Raw genomic sequence first — 23,298 nt, forward strand, 5'->3', positions numbered from 1 at the left:
GTTAATTCACCAAATTCGTTTAATTCGAGTTCAGACATTTTAACTACTTTCACCTTCGATGAAACGACTGTTATTGCCTCTATTACTTTTAACCGCAACGCTTGTAAAGGCGCAGCAATTTGGGGGAAACCCGCCATCTATTAAGTGGAAACAGGTGAAGTCGCCGGTAGCAAGGGTTATCTATTCGCAGGGGATGGATTCGGTGGCGCAGCGTGTGGCCCAAACCATCGCGCAGATGAACCGCAGCATCCAGCCTACCATTGGCTTCAAGCAAAGGCGGGTAAGCATTGTACTGCAAAACCAAACCACCATATCAAATGCTTACGTTGGCCTGGCGCCGTTTCGCAGCGAATTTTACCTTACTCCAAGTCAGAATAGCTTTGATGTAGGCAGCCTGCCGTGGCCCGAACAACTGGCCATTCACGAGTTTAGGCATGTGCAGCAATACAATAATTTCAACGTAGGCCTGTCGCGCGGATTAAGCTTTGTTTTTGGTGAAGGCGGACAAGCTTTAGCCAATGCCCTCAGTGTGCCCGACTGGTTTTTTGAAGGCGACGCCGTATATAACGAAACATTGGTAAGCCGGCAAGGCAGGGGAAGGTTGCCATACTTTTTTAATGGTTTCCGTGGGTTGTGGGCTGCCGGTAAGGATTACAGCTTTATGAAACTGCGCAATGGCTCATACCTGGACTATACGCCAAACCATTACCCATTAGGTTACATGATGGTGGCTTATGGCCGCGAGAAATACGGAAACGATTTTTGGAAGGGCGTAACACATGATGCCGCCGCATTCAAAACAGGCTTTTATCCGTTACAAGGTGCTATCAAAAGGCATGCAGGTGTAAATTATATCACTTTTAGGGATGCTGCTTTCAATCACTTTAAGCAGGTTTATAAGGATGATGCCAACGATAGCAGCCCCAAAGCCAAACGACAGCATTTTATAGCGAATGAAGAGTTTCCGGCATATGTGAATGATACTACCATCATCTACCTCAGAACCACCTACAATCACATCCCTAAGTTTGTTATCCGCACGGGTATTGAAGAAAAAGTCATCGCTACCCAAAGCGTCAATACAGATAATTTTTTCAGTTACCACGATGGTAAAGTGATTTATGCCGCCTACCGCCCCGATCTGCGTTGGGGATATCGCAACTACAATGAACTAATGGTGCTTGAAGTGCGAACAGGTAAAGAGCACCGCATCACCCGAAAAACAAAATATTTTTCGCCCGCTTTTAGTGTCGATGGCAAAACCATTGTGGCTGTGCAGGTGGCATCAACAGGTAGAAGCGAACTGCATTTGCTGGATGTAGATGGTAAACTGATATTCGCGCTCCCAAATACTGCCGGGTTATTCTACACCTATCCCAAGTTTTATGGCGATGGCAAACTGATCTCGGCAGTACGCAACTTTAAGGGGGAGATGTCGCTGGCGCTAATCGATATAAAGTCGGGCGTTACAAAGTATCTTCTTCCATTCAGCTTTGAGCCGATAGCCTTCCCTCAAGTACAAGGCGGCATGGTTTACTTTACCAAAACATCGGAATTAAACGATAAACTGTTCGCGCTCAACATCGGCACAAATCAATTATCTGAAGTGAAGGCTCCGGCCATCGGGGGGGCTATAGGTTATTATCAATCCGCTATCAGTCAAAATAAAATAGCCTGGACGGGTTTTACTGCTGCCGGTTACCGGTTACAGCAGGTTAATCTTGCGCACGTTCAGCTTTCACCGGTAATCAACGCCAAAGCGTTTTCGGCTTTGCCGGATATGAATATCAGCGCGCTTAAAAAGGATAGCGCCGCTAACTTTGTAGCATCGGTAAAACCAGATTCGCTGCCGGTGAGCAATTACAGCAAACTGCACGGGCTGTTCAACTTCCACAGCATTTTCCCAAGCCTTGCGGACCCAAACTACGCTATACAACTGGTAGGCAACAATGTGTTGAATACCTTCGATTCGCAGCTAACTTTCACCTATAACCGCGATGAGGGTTACAAACGCATTGGCTACGATGCCGCCTACGGCGCATTCTTCCCATACCTGCTTGCCGGTGCCGATTACACCTTTGACCGACGCGGGTTATACAAAGGCAACAATATTTACTATAACGAAACCGATATCCATGGCGGTTTACAGGTGCCGCTGAATTTTTCGGCGGGTAAAAACATCACTTCTTTATCGGTAAGCAGCAGTTATTATTATAGCCGCAATACCTTCCATGAGGCGTTCCGCAGCATGTTTAGAGATAGTTATTATACCTACCTGAGCAATACGCTGCGCTTTAGCAACCAAACACAAAAAGCAAGGCAAAACATCAACCCGCACTTTGCGCAAAACTTGTATATCGGCTACAAAAAGTCTTTGTCGGGCCGCGAAGCTAACCAGATCCTGACTACAAGCTCGTTGTATTTCCCTGGTTTATTAACCAATCACAGCCTTATTTTGAGCGGGGCCTACCAGCACCGCGCACTAAACAATGGCATCGGTTTCTCTAACGATTTTCCGTTTTCGTATGGCTACAGCGCCGAAAACCTTGATGATATGAGCAAGTTTGCCGCAAGCTATCATTTCCCTATCGCTTATCCCGACGGGGGCTTTGCCAACCTGCTCTACCTAATGCGTGTGCGCGGGAACGTCTTTTACGAACAAACCCACGCTAAAGCTTTAAACTTCTACACCAACGGCGCACCCTTCAGGCAGGATTTCCGGTCGGTAGGTGGCGCGGTGTTCTTCGATACCAAATGGTTTAACCAGGGTGCGATATCATTTGGAATTCGCTACAGTCGATTGTTGGATAATGACTTTTTCGGCGGCAGCGGCAGAAACAGGGTAGAGCTGGTATTGCCGGTAAGTATCTTTTAATTTAGATACACTGAGTTTTGATTAACATCACTCTCGCTAAAATTGATATTTTTAAAAAAGCTTTTTAGGGTTTTATAAATCAGATCGGCCTCAACTTCATAGAAGATTAGACTAATACGCACCTGTGTCTCGTTTTTAAGGTGGATAATTACGTAGTAAGATTTATTGATAACAAGTCTATCGACTTTTGAAACCTCACGCCAAAAAATAACAGTACTGTTTCTCCGGATAAATATTTTTTCATCATCTATCACCATAGCCGGTTCTCCTCTTAATAAAGGTTTCAGATAGTTGATTGCGATATAAATAAATATTGTAATAAACGTGATAATTGCGACGATAGGAAGAAGATGCGGATTGGCGTTTGATCCAAAGGATGCTATAGATATAACAACAATAGCGATAATTATAAATGCAAGGCTGTGTATAATTCCAAACTTATCATACTTGAATTTGATGATTTTCATAATACATCCTTACCCATTCGCCGCCACCAATATCGCCTTCACTTTTTCAGCACTCGTTACATCCAAACTGTATTCATCAGTGATGCCGCCGGTGAGGAGGATATGGTCGTTTTTGTATTGCATGCCGCCCTGGTAATTGATACGGGCAGATGAATGTACTTCGGTTGCGCCGGTAAAATGCACCAGGTCGGCAACGTTGTTTTCGGTAATACCGCTGCCGGGCATAATATTAATACGGCCCGCAGCCTTTTCTAGCAGGTGTAAAATAACATTTGAACCTTCCATAGCGGTGCTTTTGCCGCCGGATGTCAGGATGCGTTCGCAACCCATTTCGATGATCTGCTCAAGCGCCTGGTAAAGGTCGGCACACATATCAAACGCGCGGTGAAAGGTTACCCCAAGGCCCCATTGGCGGGCAAGGCGCACCAATTCGGTACAGCGTTCTACATCTATACTGCCATCGGCTTTAAGTATGCCTATCACTACACCATCACAACCAGCCTCGATGCAGTTGCGGATATCGGCCTGCATCACTTCAAATTCCAGATCACTGTACAGGAAATCTCCGCGGCGCGGGCGGATCAATACGTAAAGTTTAATGTGCAGATGCTTGCGGGCCAATAGCATTTGGCCGTATGAGGGGGTGGTGCCGCCTTCGGCAAGGTTCTCACAAAGCTCAACCCTTATGGCGCCGCCTTCCTGCGCGGCAATAGCCGAGGTTACCGAATTGGCACAAACTTCGAGTGTTACAGGTGAGGGCTTATGGCTCATATAGCATTGTAGGGTTATGGGTATGAAACCCCGTATTCACAAAATATGTTTTAAGTAATTTTACTTCTATTTATTTTTATCGTCTTTATAAAAACTCTTGCCGGGGATTAGCAGGTTTTGCTTGTTTTTGTCGCATACGGCAAAGCTAAAACCTTCCTGTATCGCGTAAGCGCCGTATTCGCCTTTTTTGTTGATGGCCAAAAAGCCCACCTGGATCTCTTTGGCGGTTTCCGGTTTCTTTTTAATGATGCGGTGCACGGCCTCTTTACAGGCATCTTCGGGCGAGTAGCCCTGGCGCATCAGTTCAACCACCAAAAAGCTGCCCACGTTACGGATCACCTCTTCGCCCACACCGGTAGAGGTAGCGCCGCCAATTTCATTATCCACAAATAAACCTGCACCAATAATAGGACTATCGCCCACGCGGCCATGCAGTTTAAATGCCATGCCGCTGGTAGTACAGGCACCGCTGATATTGCCTTTAGCATCAATGGCCAGCATACCTATGGTATCGTGGTTGTATTTGCTGCCCGGGCGGTGCTGCTCATTCTCTATATTCATCTTAGGCGAGTACTTGGCTGTTACCAGCCATTTTTTCCAGGCCTTTTCAGATTCGGGAGTAAGGAGTTTTTCTTTTTTGATGCCCTGCTCAACAGCAAACTGTGTGGCGCCATCACCAACCAGCATTACGTGCGGGGTTTTTTCCATCACTAAACGGGCAACGGCAATAGGATGGGCAATATTCTCCATAGCGGCAACCGAGCCGCAATTGCCAAACTCGTCCATAATACAAGCATCAAGCGTAACGTGGCCATCACGATCAGGATATCCGGCGCGGCCAACTGTATGGTTCTTCATATCCGCCTCGGGTATCTTCACACCAGCCTCAACAGCATCAAGGGCGCGGCCGCCTTTTTCAAGCGTTTTCCATGCTTCTTTATTGGCTGCAATACCAAAATCCCAGGTAGATATTACTATGGGCAGCCTGTTGCCGGGCGCGCTGGTAATCGCTTTCGCGGTTGCATATTTTGATAGGGTGGCTAAAGATGCCGTTACGGCGGTTAACTTAATAAATTTGCGACGATCGTACATGAGGATAAATATAATGATAGGGTAATAATAAGCATAAATATATCAGCTTTGATACAAAGCCTCACCTAAACGGCGAAGCCCTCATGAAATAATCCTCTCCAAAGGAGAGGACTTGATAGTTTTAACTCGCCCTCATTTGGAGAGGGCCGGGGCGAGGTTCTATTCAAAATCCCTTTGGCAATTAAAGCAATGCCAGGCCTTGCGAGCGTAAAATGGCAGTACCGCCAGCAAAGCCGATACTAAAGCAACCAGCCAATGCGCCTTACGCTCGGTAGCAGGGCCAAAACGCACGTTGCTCGATCCGCAATAGGGGCATATAACGGGCGAGTGTGTTTCCTCATCTATCTCAAAATGGTCCTGCTCATGCAGGTCGCCATCCTGGGCTAAAACTTCGCGGCTGCGTTCCAGGTCGCGTTCAAATATTTTTAGTTTGATGCCACCAACCGCGTTATTAAACACCGGGTTGGCCGATATGATGTTATCATCGGCAATAAAACACGGGATGCCGTTATCCTCCAGTTTGGTGCGCATAATGTGCGCCAGCATAGGGTCGTAATATTGTTCAAGGGTGATGATCTTATCTTCGGGTTCTGCCGCCATTTTTATATAACATTTATGCTAAGGTACTTTGTTTTTGCTTATTTTGTGGTTATGAACCGAATCGACCGTATCTCAGCCATATTAATACAACTGCAAACGCGCCGTATTGTTAAGGCCAGCGATATTGCCGCGCGGTTTGATATTAGCCTGCGTACGGTTTACCGCGATGTGCGGTCATTAGAAGAAGCGGGTGTACCTATCATAGGCGAAGCCGGGGTAGGCTACTCATTGGTAGATGGTTATCGCCTGCCGCCCATTATGTTCACCAAAGAAGAAGCAACAGCTTTTTTAACCGCCGAAAAATTTGTAGAGAAGATGACCGATGCCTCTACCACCGCCCAACACCGCTCGGCAATGGATAAGATAAGGGCGATATTAAAGACCACAGAAAAGGACCTGCTGGAAAGTATGGATGGCAGCATCGAGGTGCTTAAAAGTCAAACCCAGCGCCGCGTAAACAATAACAACCATATCCAAACTATATTGAATAGTATTGCAGCCAAAAAGGTGCTTTGTATTGATTATACGGCGGGCTACACGCAAACCAAAACCAACCGCCACATCGAGCCCATCGGGATCTTTTACCTGGACAGCTATTGGCATCTGATTGCCTACTGCCGCATGCGCAACGACTACCGCGATTTCCGGCTCGACCGTATCCACGAGATCCAGAAAACGGAACTCACCTTTAAAGGTAACCATCCAACGCTTAAATCTTATATTGCGCAAACTGCATCCGAACATCATCTCGAAACCATTGTGATCAAGGTAAACAGCATCATCACCAATTTTATAAACGAACAGCGTTTTTACCACGGTTTTGTATCTGAAAAACATACGACCAACAATACCGAAATGACCTTCCTGACCATGTCTGTAGAAGGGTTTGTACGTTGGTTTATGATGTTTGGCGACCATGCCGAGATCGTAAGTCCGCAGATGGTAAGAGATAAAGTTGCTGAAGTTGCTGAAGGGATTATGAAGCGGAATGCTTCTGAATTGTCAGTCTGAGCTTGTCGAAGACTTATTCGCTCTGCAATATTTGCTAATGGTTCGACAAGCTCGCCATGACATTTTTTAAAATCAATACCCCCTGCTGCCATACTGTTGTCAATCTCACGCATTTCTTTGTGGCGAAGTAATTGTCTTTAATACATCACCACATCTAAATTTATATATCATGAGCAAATTAACCTTAACAACAAAAGTAAAATTTAAAGCACCCTCCGCTGAGGTTTGGAAGGGCCTAACCGACCCGGAAGTGGTGAAGCAATACTTTTTTGGTACCATATTAAAATCCGACTGGAAGGAGGGTAGCCCTATAACGTTTAGCGGCGAATGGGATGGTAAAAGCTACGAGGATAAGGGCGTTATTAAAGAGATAGTCCCTGGCAAATATGTTAGGTACAGCTATTGGAGCAGCATGGCCGGTACCGAAGATAAACCCGAAAATTATGCCGGTGTTAGCTACGAACTGGACGAGAAAGGCGATATTACCGTCCTAACCATCACTCAGGATAATATTAAGGATGAGGCATCTAAAGAGCACTCTGAGAATAACTGGCAAATGATGTTTAATGGTTTGAAGAAGCTGATCGAGAAATAAATTATAACCACCTATCTATGAATTACGAAACAACAAACATGCCCATGTTTTACGTTGCAGGCTTAGCCGTACGCACTATTAATAAGGACGGGCAAGCCGCGCAGGACATCGGCGCCCTTTGGCAGCAATTTATCGAAGGCAACCTTGCCGATAAACTGGAAGATAAAGAAGGCAGCGAACTATACTGTGTTTATACCGATTACGAAAGCGACCATAACGACTATTACACAGCCATTTTAGGCTGTAAAGTGACCTCGATTGAATACCTGCACGAAGGTTTTACCGGCAAGGCTATCCCCGCCGCAAAGTATCGCGTTTATGATCCCAAAGGTAAATTTCCGGAGAGTATTGGCGCTACGTGGCAACACATCTGGCAGGATGATATCAATAGGACCTACACTGCCGATTTTGATGTGTACAACCTAAATGATAAAGGTTTTGAGCATACCGAGTTTAAGGTGTATGTAGCGGTGAATTAACCTCACTTTTTGCCATGCTGAACGCATGTGAAGCATCTAATCGCCTATATGCATTTGCGTATTGCATAGTTTAATAATAGATTCTTCGCTATCGCTCAGAATGACAGAGGGGTGTAAAATATTAGCGGGTAAAGGTCATTCTTTGCCCGCTTTTTTCGTTTACGAGGCTGCCGTTATCATACACCAGATTGCCTGATACAATGGTGCTTACCACCTTAGCCTTAAACGTACTCCCCTCAAACGGCGACCAGCCACATTTGTACAGAATGTTGCTTTTGTTTACCTGCCATGGGTTGTTCAGGTTTACCAGGGCAAGGTCGGCCCAGTATCCTTCGCGGATAAAGCCACGTTTCTCTATTTGGAAGATGGTTGCTACGTTGTGCGCCATTTTCTCCGCGATCTGCTCTAAAGTTATTTTACCGTGATGATAAAGTTCCAGCATGGCGGGCAGGGCATGTTGTACTAATGGCCCACCGCTTGGTGCTTGCAGGTAGGATTGTGCTTTTTCTTTGATGGTGTGTGGGGCGTGGTCTGTAGCGATGATATCTATGCGGCCGTCTAAAACAGCTTTCAGGATCTCGTTGCGGTCTGCTTCGGTTTTAACGGCTGGGTTCCACTTAATGAGGTTGCCTTTTTCGGCATAATCCGCATCGGTAAACCATAGGTGGTGGATGCAGGCCTCAGCGGTTATGCGCTTTTCAGCCAGCGGGATATTGTTACTAAACAGGGTGGTTTCTTTAGCTGTTGATATATGCAGGATATGCAGGCGCGTGTTGTGCTTTTTAGCCAGCTCCACCGCCATGGACGATGACAGGTAACAAGCCTCGGCACTGCGAATTTTGGGGTGCAGCCTAACCGGGATATTCTCGCCAAGCAGTTGCTTGTAATGTTCCAGGTTGCTTTTTATGGTAGCCTCGTCCTCGCAATGTGTGGCTATCAGCATGGGCGATTGTGCGAAGAGGTGTTCAAGCGTTGTGGGGTTATCTACCAGCATATTCCCGGTTGATGATCCCATAAAAACTTTTACACCACACACTTTTTTAGCATCGGTACGCAAAACCTCGTCGAGGTTATCGTTTGATGCACCCATAAAGAACGAATAATTGGCCGGCGATGATTTAGCCGCTATATCGTATTTATCCTGCAGTAATTGTTGGGTTAATACATTAGGCACCGTGTTTGGCATCTCCATAAAAGAAGTGATACCGCCGGCAACAGCCGCGCGCGATTCTGAACCAATGTCGCCTTTATGAGTTAAGCCCGGTTCGCGGAAATGTACCTGGTCGTCTATACCACCCGGGAAAAGGTGCAGGCCTTCGGCATTGATCTCTTTATCAGCAGCAAAGTTTATCTGCCCGTCAATCTTTTCAATAAAACCGTCTTTAATGAGCAGGTCGGCCTGGGTTTGCTTGCCTTCGTTTACTATCGTCGCGTTTTTAATAAGGATCGTTGCCATAAAGGCAAATATAGGCGTTTGGTAGAGAATCAAGAAGTCAAGAGTCAGGAAACAAGACGGGAAGGAGTTAGGAAGTCAAAAAACAGGAAAGTCAAGAATCAGGATTCAAGAAACAAGACAGAGGGATTGTCTTGTTTCTTGAATCCTGATTTCTTGCCTCTCTAAATTATTTCCCTCCGAAGTAGTAATTTATCCCAAAGTTGAAGTTGTTGTTAAGGCTGGCGTTTAAGAAACTGCCGTGGCTTAAGTAGTTGTATTGGTAGCTGATGTTACCAAAACCCATGTTTAACCCAACCTTTGAAGATGGGAAGAAAACAACATTTGGGCCGGCGTATGCGGCAAAGTGTCCGTTACTAAAATCGTTTGCCAGGTGTGATGTACTTACGCCCATTTGCGGGTAAAAGCCCAGTTTTTCGTTGATCATGCAGTAATAACGCAGGTTAACGGCAAGGCCTAATATGTCGGTATGGTATTTACTGGTATAGCTGTAGTTGCTTGCAGGGGTAGTGGCCGAGTAAAAGTTAGAGGTTTCGGTACCTGATACCCTTGAGTAACCCGGTTGGATGCCGATAGTCCATTTATCGCCAATGAAAAAGCCAAACTCGGGGCTGATGTTAAAGTTGGTGGTCTTATAGTTAGAGTACCGGGTAACACCGCTATCAAAATTGTAGTTCTGCGAGGTGCCGTCTTCATCGTAGCTAAAGTTAAAGCTGCCGCCAATAAATTTGTGGCCTTTGCCAATTTGCGCTTGCGCCGCGCCAAAAATAAAAATGGAAGTAATTGCGGTAAGTAAGAGTTTTTTCATGTTATAAATTAACTAGTGGGTGAAGATATACCTTCGGCACCTTATACGCAGCAAAAGGTGTGGATGATACAGGCAAATGTGCTGATTAATGGTTTTGTGGAGAAAAGGTTCGATAATGTACTCTCAGGGTCTCTCGCAGAAGACACTGCCTACCCTGCACGCGTGCGCAGGGTATCGCCCCGAAGACCCTGCTTGGACGGGGTTTTGTCATGGTGAGCCTGTAGAACCATTTGCCGGTAGAAAAGTCTTCGACAGGCTCAGACTGACAATTCTTCCCGACTTTCGGTCTTCAGACATCCGACTAAATAGAAAACATTATCTTTGCGGCTATGGCTGTAACTTTTGAAGAACTAAAATTTAACCGGCAGATACTGAATGCTGTTGCCGATGCCGGTTATACCGAAGCTACGCCTATTCAGCAAAAAGCTATCCCGCCCATCATGAACGGGCAGGATGTTATGGGCATTGCGCAAACCGGTACGGGTAAAACCGCCGCCTATGTGCTGCCTATTTTAATGAAGCTAAAATATGCCCAGGGCGAAAGTCCGCGTGCATTAATTGTATCGCCAACGCGCGAGCTGGCTATGCAAATAGAAGAGAACATCAAGGCATTTGCCGCCAATACCGATTTGCGCGTGGTGGTGCTTTACGGAGGCATCGGCCCCAAAACACAGATTGAGAACCTTAAAAAAGGGGTTGATATTATAGTTGCTACGCCCGGCCGTTTCCTGGATACTTATATTGCAGGGCACATCGTTACCAAAACTATTAATACTTTGGTGTTGGATGAGGCCGATAAAATGATGGATATGGGCTTTATGCCGCAGATAAACCGCATTTTAGAGGTGGTGCCGGTAAAACGACAAAACCTGCTTTTTTCGGCTACCATGTCCGAGAAGATCCAGGAGTTATCGCATAACTTTTTGGAATTCCCTACGGTGATAGAGGTTACCCCGCAGGCTACCACAGCCGAAACGGTAGACCAGCAATTGTACCATGTACCCAATGTTAAAACCAAAATAAACCTGCTTAAAACCCTGTTGGATAAAGAGGGTGATATTAAAAAGCTGATGATATTTTGCAAAACCCGTGTAGCTGCCGAGGATGTTTTCAAATTCCTGCTGCGCAAGTTTGGCGAAAAGGAAGTGAAAGTGCTGCATGCCAACAAGGGGCAAAATACAAGGATAAACTCTATCAATTCATTCAAGAATGATGAGGTTAAGATACTGGTAGCTACGGATGTGGCATCACGCGGGATTGATGTGAGTGACGTAAGCCACGTTATAAACTTTGATGTACCCGTGGTAATTGAAGATTATGTGCACCGCATTGGCCGTACCGGCAGGGCTTATAACTCTGGTGTGGCCATAACGTTCGCTGTACCATCAGAGGAATACTACCTGGATAAAATTCAAAAACTTATCCGCCAAACCATCCCGGTGCATGCTATTCCCGATGGTGTTTTTATTGAAGAAACGCCGTACGAAGAGAGGCAGGCCCAGGCACGAGAAATAGATATGCAAAAGCGTAAGGATGACCCTGACTTTAAAGGTGCTTTCCACGAGAAAAAAACGCTAAACCAGCATAAGAAATTTGATGCCGAAAAAGCAAAAAGACAACCCAATAGTGCTAACAAGAAACCAGCAAAAACATATGGCGGAGTTCAACGATCTGCAAAAAAGAAACGATACTAACCGGGCAAAATTCAGGATCAGTCCGCTAAATTTTGCTACGGCCGCGCTTTTCATCCTGGCGGGATATATTTTTATTTACGGCGCAAAAATTACCGGTAGCCCTTATGAGCACTGGAGCGGTACCATCGGGTTGATATTTGTCCTGTTTGGCATAGTTGTGTCATTGCTGGATATAATTTTCCGTAATTTCTTCTCCGAGACCAAAAAACTATGGATTGTAGAGCTAAGCTTTATAACTTTGGTGCTCATTATATTTTTCCTTGTTAAATAATTATTACAGATGTGCGGATTTCAGATGTGCAAATATGCAGATGAAAATCCTTAAGAGGGAAATCACTAAATCACTAAATCACTAATTAAAGATGAAGACTGCTGAAATAAAGCTAACCATCCAGCTCGACGATAATAACATCCCCGAAAACATCCTTTGGGAATCTACCGATTCTAAAAACAAAGAGGCACTACCTGTGCAGGCCATGATGCTTTCTTTATGGGATAAAAATTACCAAAATACGCTGAAGATAGACCTTTGGACAAAGGATATGCCTGTAGATGAGATGAAACGCTATTTCTACGAAACCCTGCAAACCATGGGCGATACTTTTTTACGCGCCACCGGCGAAAAGAACATTGTAGAAGACCTGCGTGATTATTGCGCCCACTTTGCCGATAAAATGGAGATCAAAAAACAGTAACCTAAATATGCGCCCCGCGTCACTTATTACTTTATTAGGGTTTATTATACTTATTGCGGCAACTTTTTGCCCAATGCTACGCCCGTTTCACCTGTTTAACATGAATGTGTATATGCTAAACCAGCCATACGGTATGGTAATTATGCTGGTAGGCGTAATAGGCATATTGTGTACGGTACTAAACCAAACCAAAGTAAGCCGGATAGCAGCTTTTGCATCATTAATATTAGTGGTATTGTTATACATTGCCGCGTTGTTAAAAGTGAAGGCCAGTTTTAGCTTTATCCCTTTCAAAGGTGTCGAGGGTTTCTTTACCAGGCAAATCGCTTTTAAATGGGGTTGGTATGTTTTATTTGCCGGCCCGGTGCTATCAGTATTAGGTGTTTTGGCTTCTAAAAAACGTGTTTATTCCGAGGGGCAATAAACGCGTTACCACCTGTATGTTTATTAGTAAATAGTATTTTACGTACAAATATTTTTAAACATATTTGTATCACAAAAAATCTTATCTCACGCTATGTTTAAGCTTTCTTTTCGCAGCCAGGTATTAGCAGGTTTCGGTGTTTCCATTGTGCTTGTGCTTATTGTAGGCATACTTTCTTATACAAGTATTAGCCATTTAGAGGATGACACCATAATGGTTGACCATACCCAGAAGGTTATAAAAACCAGCAGCAACATCCTGCAACTACTTATTGATGGTGAAACCGGGATGCGTGGTTATGGCGCAACCAACAACAAAGTTTTTCTTGACCCTTATAATGAGGCGGTGCCCCGTTTAGGCGAAAGTTTAATACAGTTAACAAATCTTGTAAGTGATAATACCCTGCAGGTTAAACGGATAGATTCTTTAAAACAACTGGTTAACCGCCAACTGTTCATCCTGAAAAGAAATATAGATACCCGCGAAAAAATGGGGCTTGAGTACATGGTTACCAACCACATGTTTTTAGGTGGTAAAGGCAATATGGATAGTATCAGGGGGATTAATTTCCGTGTTATTGAAACAGAAAACAATTTACTTGCCGAACGTAAGGCAAGTTCGGCCAAAGCATCAAATGATGCTATTATAATTATTGTGATAGGTTCTGGTGTGTTTTTCCTGATCATTGTAACCATGTTCTTTTACATTCAGGCTACGTTTAACCGCCAGAAAAAGATAGAAGAAGAAGTACGCATTGCCAACCTGGAATTAGAGAAGGTACTGGCTGAGAACGAGGCTAAAAATTGGTTACTTACCGGTAGCGGTACCCTTAATGAGAAAATGCAGGGCCAGCAAAGTGAGGCAGAACTGGCTGAAAATATTTTAACAGAACTAAGCAAATACTCAAATGCGCTTACCGGTACAGTTTACCTGTTTGATGATAATGAAGAAAAACTTGACCTGTATGCCTCTTATGCATTCAGCGACCCATCGGCGTTAAAACCAAGTATCCGTATCTCCGAAGGTTGGATAGGGCAGGCCGCTAAGAATGGTAAATCGGCATTGGTAAAAGGTAAGCTGAATGATAAACTACAGTTAGGCTCGTCTATTTTAGAAAATGACCTGATCGAAACCTTTATCGTTCCGTTCTTTTTCGATAAAAAGTTAAAAGGCGTGCTCGAGCTTGGTTTCCGCGACCAGGTGCCAGAGCAGGTTAAAGAATATATTTTGCTTGTAGCGAATGATATTGGCATCTCCGTAAATACTTCGCAGGCGCGCACCATTATGCACGATCTGTTCGAAGAAATCCAGCAACAGGCCGAAGAACTGGAAGTACAGCAGGAAGAAATGCGCGTTACCAACGAAGAACTGATGAACAAAACAGGAATGTTGCAGGCATCAGAAGAAGAACTTCGCGTACAGCAGGAAGAGCTGCGCACCATCAACGCCGAACTGGAAGAGAAAGCCAGTTTGCTGGAAGAGAAGAACCAGGCCATTGAAGAGGCCCGACAGTCAATAACCATTAAAGCAAGTGAGCTGGAGACTACCGGCAGATATAAGTCTGAGTTTTTGGCGAACATGAGCCACGAATTGCGTACACCGCTGAACAGTATTTTAGTATTGGCGAGGATCCTGAAAGATAACAAACCGTTAAACCTTTCTGAAGACCAAATCAAATACGCCAGCGTGATTTTCAACGCCGGTAATGATCTGCTTACACTGATCAACGATATCCTCGACCTTTCAAAAATTGAATCGGGCAAGCTGGATATGCAGAACGAGGATATTAAGGTGGCCGATATTTTGAGCGATGTACAATCGTTATTCGCTGAGGTTGCAAGCAATAAACAGATAAGCTTTACCACTAATTTGGAAGGTGTACCGCCAACTATTTATACTGATAAGTTAAGAACAGAGCAGGTGATCAAAAATCTGTTATCAAATGCGTTTAAGTTTACGCCGGAGCATGGTACAATCAGCATCAACGCTGTTGTCGGCCCTCGCGAAAATACCATCGCCTTTAAAATTAAGGATTCGGGTATTGGTATCCCGGCCGACAAACAGAAGATCATCTTCGAGGCGTTCCAGCAGGCCGATGGCTCAACCAGTCGTAAATATGGTGGCACAGGTTTAGGCCTTTCTATCAGCCGCGAACTGGCAAGCTTGTTAGGTGGTAACATCACCCTTACCAGTACACCGGGAGAGGGTAGCGAGTTTAGGCTGACCCTTCCGTTTGAGGCCAAACATGTAGAGGTGCAGGATAGCGTGTCAACAGTAGAAAGCTACAGCCCAACCAAAAACTTCTTTGATACGGTAGTTACCAAATCTGCCAACCCGGGCCACGAGCCGTTTGTGGTAATTGTGGAAGATGATAAAAACTTCGCCATTATATTACAAGATTACGCCCGCGATCATGGCTTTAAATCGGTAATGGTGAGCGAGGGTACAAATGCCGTCGAGATCATTAAAGAACAACACCCGGATGCCGTTATATTAGATATTATGCTGCCGGGTAAAGATGGCTGGCAGATTCTGAAAGAACTGAAACAGGACGAGGCGACGCTCCATATCCCCGTACACCTAATGAGTGCCGGCGAAGCAGCTGCCAACCGTGTGCGTAAAGAAGGTGCCATCAGCTTCCTTAAAAAACCTGTAAATACCGAAACTTTGGATAAACTGTTTGGCGATATTATGGCTAAAAGCGGCACCAAGTTCACACAGATCTTACTGGTGGAAGACCATAAGGCCCAAAGCCAGGCGCTGAAAGATATGATGGAAGCGCAGGGCATCACGGTAGACCAGGCCTTTGACGGCGAATCGGCCTTTAGGATGTTGCACGAGAACGAGTACCAATGTGTGATACTTGATCTTAACCTGCCGGATATTTCAGGCCTCGATCTGTTAGATAAGATCAAGGAGGTTGATAAGTTTACTTCATTGCCGGTTATTATAAACACCGCTATGGAGCTGGATAAGAGCTCGGTAAACAGGCTGATGCAGTATGCTAACGCGATGGTGGTTAAAACCAGCAAATCAGCAGACAGGCTGATAGACGAGGTGAACCTGTTCCTGAACAAGATTAGCGAAAGCGGTGCCGCGGCACCAAACCTAAGCATGGGCAAGGCAAAAACTACCACCACTAACGGTAAGGATAGCATAAAAGGCAAAAAAGTACTGGTGGTTGATGACGATATGCGAAATATTTTTGCTCTAAGTAGTGCCCTGGAAAGCTACGAGCTTAACGTGGTTATTGCTAACGATGGGGAAGAAGCTATAGCCAAACTGGAAGAAGATGCGGACATCGACATTGTGTTGATGGACATCATGATGCCAAAAATGGATGGTTACGAAGCTACAAGGCATATCCGCAAGCAAAACAAATGGGCAAAACTCCCTGTTATAGCTTTAACGGCAAAAGCGATGAAAGATGACCGAGAAAAATGTATAGCGGCCGGTGCTAATGATTATATTACAAAACCGGTTGATATTGACAGGTTGATCGCATTGATGCAGATGTGGCTTGATAACTAATATGAAGGGACTGGTGACTAAAGACGCGATAACGAGTGTACAGCTAAACGAACTGATAGATATTGTAAAAAAGATCCACGGGTTTGATTTTAGCGATTATACCGAGGCGTCTTTTAAACGCCGCCTGGGCCGCATCATGATGCTTAAAAAGCTTGATTTTTACGACCTGAAGCATGTTCTGATCAACAACCACGGGTTTTTCCAGGGATTTTTGGAAGAAATTACGGTTAACGTTACCGAAATGTTTCGCGACCCTACATTTTACAAGGCGCTTAAAAATGAGGTTGTTCCCTATCTTTCTACCTACCAGCATGTAAAGGTTTGGTGTGCGGGCTGTTCATCCGGTGAGGAGGTTTATTCGTTAGCCATTTTGCTAAACGAAGAAAAACTCGATAAAAAATCATATATTTACGGTACGGATATTAATACCGAGGTTTTGAATGAGGCGCGTAAAGGCATATACAGCCTGCGTAAAATAAAAAGCTATTCGGAAAATTACCTGTTTACGGGCTTGCCCGGTTCATTAACCGATCACTTTACCATTATGTACGATGCCGGCGCTATCCACAGCGAATTGAAGCAGAATACATTGTTTTCGGTACATAACTTAATATCAGATACCGGCTTTAACGAGTTCCAGATGATAACGTGCCGTAACGTGTTCATTTACTTTGAAACCGAACTGCAATACAAAATATTAGACTTGTTCTACAAAAGTCTTTGCCCGCTGGGTTACCTTTGTTTAGGCAATAAAGAAACCATCCGCTCTGATGTTTTCCGAAAGAAATTTAAGGTGATCAACCAAAAAGAAAATATATACCAAAAAATTGGCTCTTGACAATCATATAAAACAACGCTGGGCGCAATCCAAAATACTGCTTTTGGGCGGTTCGGCGGGGTCGTTTAAACTGTTGTTCAAACTGGTAAAACTACTGCCCGAAAATTTCGATAAAACGGTGATTATCATCATGCATCGAAAAAAGAATTTTTTTAGTGAGATAGAAAAACTATTCGCAGAAAACAGCCGTATGTTGCTGAGGGAAATTAGTGACAAAGAGCCAATTCAGGGGAATACGATTTATATCGCCCCGGCAAATTATCACTCCCTGGTAGAAAATGAAGGTTTTTTTAGCCTTGATGTGTCTGAAGCAGTATGGTACTCAAAACCATCTATCGATGTAACTTTTGAGAGCGTTGCTGAGGTTTATAAAGAGCGTGTTACCGCTGTTTTATTTTCGGGCGCTAACCAGGATGGGGCAGAAGGCCTGTTGAAACTACGCCAGAACGGTGCTTTAACAATAGCCCAAGACCCGCAGGATGCAGAAATGGCGGAAATGCCGCAGTCTGCAATTAATATACACGCCGCAGAATATATTTTACGCACAATAGAAATTTTTGAACTACTCGAAAAAAAGAATTAACCGGATACTTATTAATAATTAGATGACCCCCATTAATATCCTTATTGTTGACGATAGGGAGGAAAATATTATAGCACTTGAAGCATTGCTTACCCGTACAGATATACGGTTATTTAGCACTACTTCGCCTAATGATGCCCTCAAAATTGCCTGGGATAACAATATATCAATAGCACTTATTGATGTTCAGATGCCCGAAATGGATGGCTTTGAACTGGTAGAGATGCTAAAATCAAATCCCCGTACAAAGGATATTATGGTAATTTTCGTTACCGCCATATCTAAAGAAGCCAAGTATGCTGTTAAAGGCTTTAGCGCCGGCGCTGTAGATTATCTTTTTAAACCACTCGACCCTTATATAACAGCAGCAAAAGTTGATGCCTTTGTAACCCTCGCCCGCCAGCAGGAAGAGATCAAACAAAAGAACGACGAGCTGCAGAACTTTGCCATGGTGGTAAAAAACAGCGCGGACATTATTTGTTCTGTTGATGCCGATACGCTACGCATAAAAACTGTTAACCCTGCAGTTGAAGCCATTTTAGGTTTTAAACAAACCGAGGTTTTTGGGACAAGTATAGTTGACCTTGCCATTGAAGCCGACCGTGCCGATCTGCGCAGGAAACTGGGTGAGATCATTAGAGATAACCGGAATTTTTCGGTACTCGAATTTCAGTTTAATACTTTCGACAAACGCGTTATCTGGGTGGAATGCCGTGCATCCTTCCGTGGTAAAACTATCTTTATCAATATCAGCGACAGTTCGCCGCAAAAGAGCTATCAACAGCAGCTCATCAAATCTAAAGAGCTTGCCGAATACGGTAAAAAAGTAAAAGAAACCTTTTTGGCTAATATGAGCCACGAATTGCGCACACCCATTAACGGCATTATTGGCCTGAGTAACCTGTTGCGTAAATCGCCTATAAACGAGCAGCAGGGCAACCTGTTGGATATGCTGGAAACATCATCGCGCTCGTTATTGGGTGTGATAAACGATGTGTTGGATATCTCAAAAATAGAGGCTGGTAAATTTAGTATTGTACGTTCGGCCAATAACCTGCGTAATATAGTAAATTCTGTATTTGGGCTGTTGAAGTTTAATGCTGATGAAAAAGACATCGAGTTTTTACTGGAGATAGATAACGATGTGCCTCAGAGTTTACAGGTAGATTCGTTACGGTTAAACCAGATCCTTATGAATTTGCTGAGTAATGCTATTAAATTTACCCATGGTGGCCACGTAAAGCTTACCGTATCTGTACTGCAAAAGCTAGATGATAAAGTTAAGTTGAAATTTAGCGTGGAGGATACAGGTATAGGCATCCCTACAGACAGGCTGTCGAAAATATTTGAATCGTTTGAGCAAGCCGAAGATGACACGGCCAACAAATACGGTGGTACAGGCCTTGGCCTAACTATTGTAAAAAAACTGGTAGAACTTAAAGGGGGCGACCTTGCCGTAAGTAGCAAAGTTGGGCAGGGTAGCGTGTTTAACTTTACCAACTGGTTTGGCGTAGCTAAACCAAAGCCCGAAAAGAAATTGCTAAAGCTGGATAAAAAATTGGCCCCGTTTGTGAACGTACGCGTTTTGGTGGCCGAAGATAACATGATCAACCAGTTTATGGTATCGAAGATGTTAAAGGACTGGAATGTTACCGTGGAAACAGCCGATAGCGGCAACAAAGCCATTGACTTGCTTAAAGTGAACGAATACGATCTGGTACTGATGGATACCCACATGCCGGGCTTAAATGGTTACCAGGCTGCCCGCATGATCCGCACCGAGTTTGAGGAGCCGATGCGCAGTGTGCCTATTATTTCCCTTTCTGCATCGGCCTTTGAGCACGAACAGTTAGAGGCATTATCTGCAGGGATGAATGATGTATTGGCAAAACCATTTGAGGCGCACGAGCTGCACGCCAAAATACTGAAGCTTTTAAAAGCTAAGCCCGAGGTTAAAAAGCCAGCTTAGTTTGGCCGTTGCCCATTACCCGGGCCTCGTGTTCTAATAGCCACTGCTTTCGCCAAAGGCCACCTGCATAACCGGTAAGGCTGCCGTTGCTACCAATAACGCGGTGGCATGGAACTACCACCCATAAATCATTTTTTCCGTTGGCTGCCGCAATTGCGCGGATAGCCAGCGGATTTTTCATTTTATGCGATTGCTGATTATAAGTAATAGTTGTCCCGTAGGGGATGTTCAACAGCTCCTGCCATACCGTTTGCTGAAAATCTGATCCTGGCTGGTTTAGCGGCAGGTCAAAGCCTTTCCTGTCCCCGGCAAAATACTCGTCCAGTTGTTTGATGGTTTCCAGTAGGATGGGGGAGTTAGTTGTGGTTTCTTCCACGTCCTCATCGCGGATGGAAACCTTCATCAAATGCGTATCATCCGCAACCAACAGGGCCACGCCAACGGGTGTGCGGTGATATACTTCTTGCATTATGACCCTTTCTGCGCTTTGTTAAGCGATTTTAAATATACCTTGCTCATTTTACCGCTAATAAATTTGCTTGGCAAAAAGTTCATGAACACGTTACCAAGGCGATTAAGCAGGCCCGGTACATAATTGTACTTGCGGGTAACCAATGCGTGTATAGCTTCTTCTGATGCCACACTTACAGGCATCAGCCAGCCTTTAAGCTCGTTAAATTTGCTGTTGTCGGTCATTTCGGTAGCGATGCCGCCGGGTGCAAATACAGTTATGGAAAAATCAGGGTTGGTTAGTTCATTATGCAGGGCGTTGCCAAAAGCGGTAATAAACGCCTTAGTTGCAGAATACGCCGCCTGGTAGGGCACCGGGAAGAACCCTGCCATGCTGGATACCAGCATCAGGCCGCCTTGCGTACCTGGTTGTTCAAAATATTTTACAAGGCTGTTGGTCATGCGTACTACACCAATTACGTTGGTTTTAAGGATGCTTTCAAAGTTGTCCCAAGCCAGTTCGGTATGGCGGCCAAAGTAGGTTACTCCGGCATTTAAGATGGCGGCATATAAATTATTATCTGCAATGCTCTCGGCAATTACACGGTCGGCCTCTTCGGGGATGGAAAGGTCTGCAATAATCACTTTTACTTTGATACCTGCGTCTTGTTCCAGTTCGGCCTTTAACGCGTTCAGCTTATCGGCACGGCGGGCGGCTATGATCAGGTTGGCTTTGTGCACATTTGCCAGTTGGCGGGCCATTTCCTGCCCAAGGCCGCTGGATGCGCCGGTTACCAATACCCATTTATTATTTAGCTGCAGGTTTTTCATGGTGCTAAGGTAAGTTTTTAGACGGAAAAGTCGGGAAGTCCGAAAGTGAGAAAAGTCCGGGAAGTCCGAAGTAAAATGTCAGTCTGAGCTTGTCGAAGACTTGAGCGCCCGGCTAATGGTTCGACAAGCTCACCATGACATGTTTTATACCTCCAACTTTCGACTTTTCCGACTTCCCAACTTTTTAGCTTACTTTGTAGTATGAAACTTGTGGGGCAAACTATTGAACTTTTAAAGAAGGAAATTATCCTGGAATGGCGCTCCAAATACGCCTTCAATGGCATCCTGCTTTATATCGTTTCTACCGTGTTTGTCTGCTACATATCCTTTAACCTTAACCCGGGTTTTAAAGAGAGCCAGGGTTACCCCATAGTTTGGAACATCCTGTTCTGGATCATTATGCTGTTTGCATCGGTAAACGCCATAGCCAAAAGCTTTTTGCAGGAGAGCAAAGCGCGCTTGCTTTATTATTATTCCATCGCGCATCCGCAGGCAATCATCCTGTCTAAAACCATTTACAATACTTTGCTGATGTCGCTTTTAAGCGTTTTGGCTTTACTGGTTTATAAGCTATTTTTCCCTAATCCGGTAGGCGATGAGCTGTTCTATTTTGTAGCTGTGCTGCTTGGCGCCATGAGTTTTTCTACCGTGTTCACCATGATTTCGGCCATCGCATCAAAGGCAGGCAATAACGGCACGCTAATGGCTATTCTTAGCTTCCCGGTTATTATCCCGGTAATACTTTTGCTGGTTAGGGTAAGCAAAGCCGCTATGGATGGGATAGACCGCAGCCTTAGCTTTGGTAACATTGGTGTGTTATTAGCAATAAATATCATCGTTATTGCGTCATCATTAATACTTTTCCCATACTTGTGGCGCGACTAATGTTTTCAATCACAAAACACCATTTTACAATGCGCCGCTGGTGCTTTTTATTTGTTTGCATAACCCTCAGTTTTACCGCGGCCGCCCAAAGCGTTATCAGCGGTAAAGTGCTTACAGGCTCAAATAACCCGGTAGCAAAAGCCAGTGTGTTTTTAAATAACGCCACATTTGGTACGGCCACTAATGATGATGGCACATTCACCCTGCGGGGTGTTAAGCCCGGTCAGTACGATCTAATTGTATCTGCCATTGGTTTTGAAGAGTACACCCAAAAGGTAATGGTAGGGTCGGCAGCTAATAACTTAGCTATAACGCTTACGCCAAAGGTGCTGATGATGCGCGAAGTGATCATCACCAGCAATGCCGACTGGAAGAAGAATTTTGAACTGTTTAAGAAAGATTTTATAGGCGTTACCGAAAACGCCAAATATTGTAAGATAGAGAACCCGAGAATCCTGAACCTGGCTTATAGCCGTAAAAAAATGGAGCTGGAGGCATCAACCGATGAATTTTTGGTGATGGAAAATGATGCCCTTGGCTATAGGGTTAAGTTTTTGCTGAAGGAGTTTTTAAGCAGCAGCCTTAACAACACTATAAGCTACGCCGGCCGTGCGCTGTTCGAAGAACTGCCCGGTACCGAAGCGCAAAAAGCTAAATGGAAGTTAAAACGTGATGAAGCTTACTATGGTTCGGCAAGGCATTTTTACAGGTCATTGTATAAGAACAAGCTTAAGCAGGAAGGGTTCGAGATCTACGATTTTAACCGAACCATCGACCCTAACCGCGCGCCAGATCTGCTAATACAACGCAAGCTAAAGCAGTTCCAGATGTTTAACCGCGATTCCACAAGGTATTGGTTAGCACAGCAGGATATGCCCCGTTGGTATAAAGAGAAACTTACCAAACCTGCCTTAACTGCTTACCAGATCATTCGTAAACCACCGCAAGACGGCTTATTTGTGATGACATTTCCCAATTACCTATATGTGGTTTACACCAAAAAACACGAAACGCAGGACTTTAAAGACCTGTATCGCCCGCTGGATATGGAGAACTTTGAAACCAGCGTGATAACGCTGCTTAGTCCCGCCGTGTATTTTGACCTTAACGGTACTGTGGTGGCGGATAGTCCGCTGTATGAGGGGACGTGGAGTAAAGCCAAACTGGCCAACCTACTGCCGGTTGATTATGAACCGTCGGAGCAGATGGTGAATTGATAAACACTTCCCCTTGTCATTCCGAACGAG

The 23,298-nt window shown here is 44.7% G+C and carries 22 protein-coding genes; 14 read left to right on the forward strand and 8 right to left on the reverse strand.

Translation table 11 applies throughout. The annotated features are described in order from the left end of the window. Window positions 1-58: 58 nt before the first annotated feature. Window positions 59-2,875 carry a hypothetical protein gene (locus RHM67_RS09845; protein ID WP_322232035.1) on the forward strand — a complete coding sequence of 939 codons (2,817 nt, stop codon included), beginning with the start codon at window positions 59-61 and terminating at the stop codon, window positions 2,873-2,875. Here the strand turns inward: RHM67_RS09845 and RHM67_RS09850 are convergent. From RHM67_RS09850 to RHM67_RS09865, 4 genes are all read right to left on the reverse strand, one after another. Beyond that, on the reverse strand, window positions 2,872-3,342 hold the full coding sequence (locus tag RHM67_RS09850) for a hypothetical protein (protein ID WP_322232036.1): 471 nt from the start codon (window positions 3,340-3,342) through the stop codon (window positions 2,872-2,874). The two genes, RHM67_RS09845 and RHM67_RS09850, sit on opposite strands and share 4 nt — an antisense overlap. A gap of 9 nt (window positions 3,343-3,351) precedes the next feature. Continuing rightward, window positions 3,352-4,113, reverse strand: coding sequence for a copper homeostasis protein CutC (locus RHM67_RS09855; protein WP_322232037.1), 762 nt, complete (start codon window positions 4,111-4,113; stop codon window positions 3,352-3,354). Between the two features lie 66 nt (window positions 4,114-4,179). Further along, a complete protein-coding gene (locus RHM67_RS09860) occupies window positions 4,180-5,205 on the reverse strand; it encodes a N(4)-(beta-N-acetylglucosaminyl)-L-asparaginase (protein ID WP_322232038.1) in 1,026 nt (341 codons plus the stop codon). A gap of 159 nt (window positions 5,206-5,364) precedes the next feature. Next, window positions 5,365-5,805: a DUF2007 domain-containing protein gene (locus RHM67_RS09865; RefSeq protein ID WP_252757331.1), complete on the reverse strand. Its 441-nt coding sequence runs from the start codon at window positions 5,803-5,805 to the stop codon at window positions 5,365-5,367. 51 nt (window positions 5,806-5,856) lie between these two features. Between RHM67_RS09865 and RHM67_RS09870 the strand changes: the two genes are divergently transcribed. From RHM67_RS09870 to RHM67_RS09880, 3 genes are all read left to right on the forward strand, one after another. Continuing rightward, a complete protein-coding gene (locus RHM67_RS09870) occupies window positions 5,857-6,816 on the forward strand; it encodes a YafY family protein (protein ID WP_322232039.1) in 960 nt (319 codons plus the stop codon). Between the two features lie 169 nt (window positions 6,817-6,985). Beyond that, window positions 6,986-7,411 carry an SRPBCC family protein gene (locus RHM67_RS09875; protein ID WP_322232041.1) on the forward strand — a complete coding sequence of 142 codons (426 nt, stop codon included), beginning with the start codon at window positions 6,986-6,988 and terminating at the stop codon, window positions 7,409-7,411. A 17-nt stretch (window positions 7,412-7,428) separates the two neighbouring features. Further along, window positions 7,429-7,890 carry a GyrI-like domain-containing protein gene (locus RHM67_RS09880; protein WP_322232042.1) on the forward strand — a complete coding sequence of 154 codons (462 nt, stop codon included), beginning with the start codon at window positions 7,429-7,431 and terminating at the stop codon, window positions 7,888-7,890. 121 nt (window positions 7,891-8,011) lie between these two features. Here RHM67_RS09880 and RHM67_RS09885 read toward each other — a convergent pair whose 3' ends face one another. Both RHM67_RS09885 and RHM67_RS09890 read right to left on the reverse strand, forming a co-directional pair. Next, window positions 8,012-9,346 (reverse strand): dihydroorotase, encoded by a 1,335-nt coding sequence (locus RHM67_RS09885; protein WP_322232045.1) that lies wholly within the window; start codon window positions 9,344-9,346, stop codon window positions 8,012-8,014. A 166-nt stretch (window positions 9,347-9,512) separates the two neighbouring features. Next, window positions 9,513-10,151, reverse strand: a complete 639-nt coding sequence (locus RHM67_RS09890) for a hypothetical protein (protein WP_322232046.1) — start codon at window positions 10,149-10,151, stop codon at window positions 9,513-9,515. Between the two features lie 329 nt (window positions 10,152-10,480). On the opposite strand from RHM67_RS09890, the gene RHM67_RS09895 reads away from it, so the two are divergent. The 8 genes from RHM67_RS09895 (at window position 10,481) to RHM67_RS09930 (ending at window position 19,885) form a co-directional block, all read left to right on the forward strand. Further along, window positions 10,481-11,845 (forward strand): DEAD/DEAH box helicase, encoded by a 1,365-nt coding sequence (locus RHM67_RS09895; RefSeq protein ID WP_322232047.1) that lies wholly within the window; start codon window positions 10,481-10,483, stop codon window positions 11,843-11,845. Then, window positions 11,805-12,116 carry a hypothetical protein gene (locus RHM67_RS09900; RefSeq protein ID WP_322232048.1) on the forward strand — a complete coding sequence of 104 codons (312 nt, stop codon included), beginning with the start codon at window positions 11,805-11,807 and terminating at the stop codon, window positions 12,114-12,116. The genes RHM67_RS09895 and RHM67_RS09900 overlap by 41 nt, the downstream gene beginning before the upstream one ends. Window positions 12,117-12,207: 91 nt before the next feature. Then, window positions 12,208-12,540: a gliding motility protein GldC gene (gldC, locus tag RHM67_RS09905; protein WP_252757323.1), complete on the forward strand. Its 333-nt coding sequence runs from the start codon at window positions 12,208-12,210 to the stop codon at window positions 12,538-12,540. Between the two features lie 73 nt (window positions 12,541-12,613). Further along, a complete protein-coding gene (locus RHM67_RS09910; RefSeq protein ID WP_322232049.1) occupies window positions 12,614-12,964 on the forward strand; it encodes a hypothetical protein in 351 nt (116 codons plus the stop codon). 93 nt (window positions 12,965-13,057) lie between these two features. Further along, on the forward strand, window positions 13,058-16,495 hold the full coding sequence (locus RHM67_RS09915) for a response regulator (protein ID WP_322232050.1): 3,438 nt from the start codon (window positions 13,058-13,060) through the stop codon (window positions 16,493-16,495). A gap of 1 nt (window position 16,496) precedes the next feature. Beyond that, entirely contained in the window at window positions 16,497-17,333 is an 837-nt protein-coding gene (locus RHM67_RS09920; RefSeq protein ID WP_322232052.1) for a protein-glutamate O-methyltransferase CheR, read from the forward strand. Next, on the forward strand, window positions 17,323-17,916 hold the full coding sequence (locus tag RHM67_RS09925; protein ID WP_322232053.1) for a chemotaxis protein CheB: 594 nt from the start codon (window positions 17,323-17,325) through the stop codon (window positions 17,914-17,916). The genes RHM67_RS09920 and RHM67_RS09925 overlap by 11 nt, the downstream gene beginning before the upstream one ends. A gap of 22 nt (window positions 17,917-17,938) precedes the next feature. Further along, window positions 17,939-19,885, forward strand: coding sequence for a hybrid sensor histidine kinase/response regulator (locus RHM67_RS09930; protein WP_322232054.1), 1,947 nt, complete (start codon window positions 17,939-17,941; stop codon window positions 19,883-19,885). On the opposite strand, the gene RHM67_RS09935 is transcribed toward RHM67_RS09930, so the two are convergent. Further along, complete coding sequence (locus tag RHM67_RS09935; RefSeq protein ID WP_322232056.1) at window positions 19,869-20,354, reverse strand: methylated-DNA--[protein]-cysteine S-methyltransferase; 486 nt, start codon at window positions 20,352-20,354, stop codon at window positions 19,869-19,871. The two genes, RHM67_RS09930 and RHM67_RS09935, sit on opposite strands and share 17 nt — an antisense overlap. Continuing rightward, window positions 20,354-21,166: an SDR family NAD(P)-dependent oxidoreductase gene (locus RHM67_RS09940; protein ID WP_322232057.1), complete on the reverse strand. Its 813-nt coding sequence runs from the start codon at window positions 21,164-21,166 to the stop codon at window positions 20,354-20,356. The genes RHM67_RS09935 and RHM67_RS09940 overlap by 1 nt, the downstream gene beginning before the upstream one ends. A gap of 201 nt (window positions 21,167-21,367) precedes the next feature. Here RHM67_RS09940 and RHM67_RS09945 point away from each other — a divergent pair, with 201 nt between their 5' ends. Next, window positions 21,368-22,051, forward strand: a complete 684-nt coding sequence (locus RHM67_RS09945; protein WP_322232059.1) for a heme exporter protein CcmB — start codon at window positions 21,368-21,370, stop codon at window positions 22,049-22,051. Further along, window positions 22,051-23,268 carry a carboxypeptidase-like regulatory domain-containing protein gene (locus RHM67_RS09950; RefSeq protein WP_322232060.1) on the forward strand — a complete coding sequence of 406 codons (1,218 nt, stop codon included), beginning with the start codon at window positions 22,051-22,053 and terminating at the stop codon, window positions 23,266-23,268. The genes RHM67_RS09945 and RHM67_RS09950 overlap by 1 nt, the downstream gene beginning before the upstream one ends. Window positions 23,269-23,298: the final 30 nt, after the last annotated feature.

This window comes from Mucilaginibacter sp. 5C4 (genome assembly GCF_034345625.1).
Lineage (GTDB): Bacteria > Bacteroidota > Bacteroidia > Sphingobacteriales > Sphingobacteriaceae > Mucilaginibacter > Mucilaginibacter aurantiaciroseus.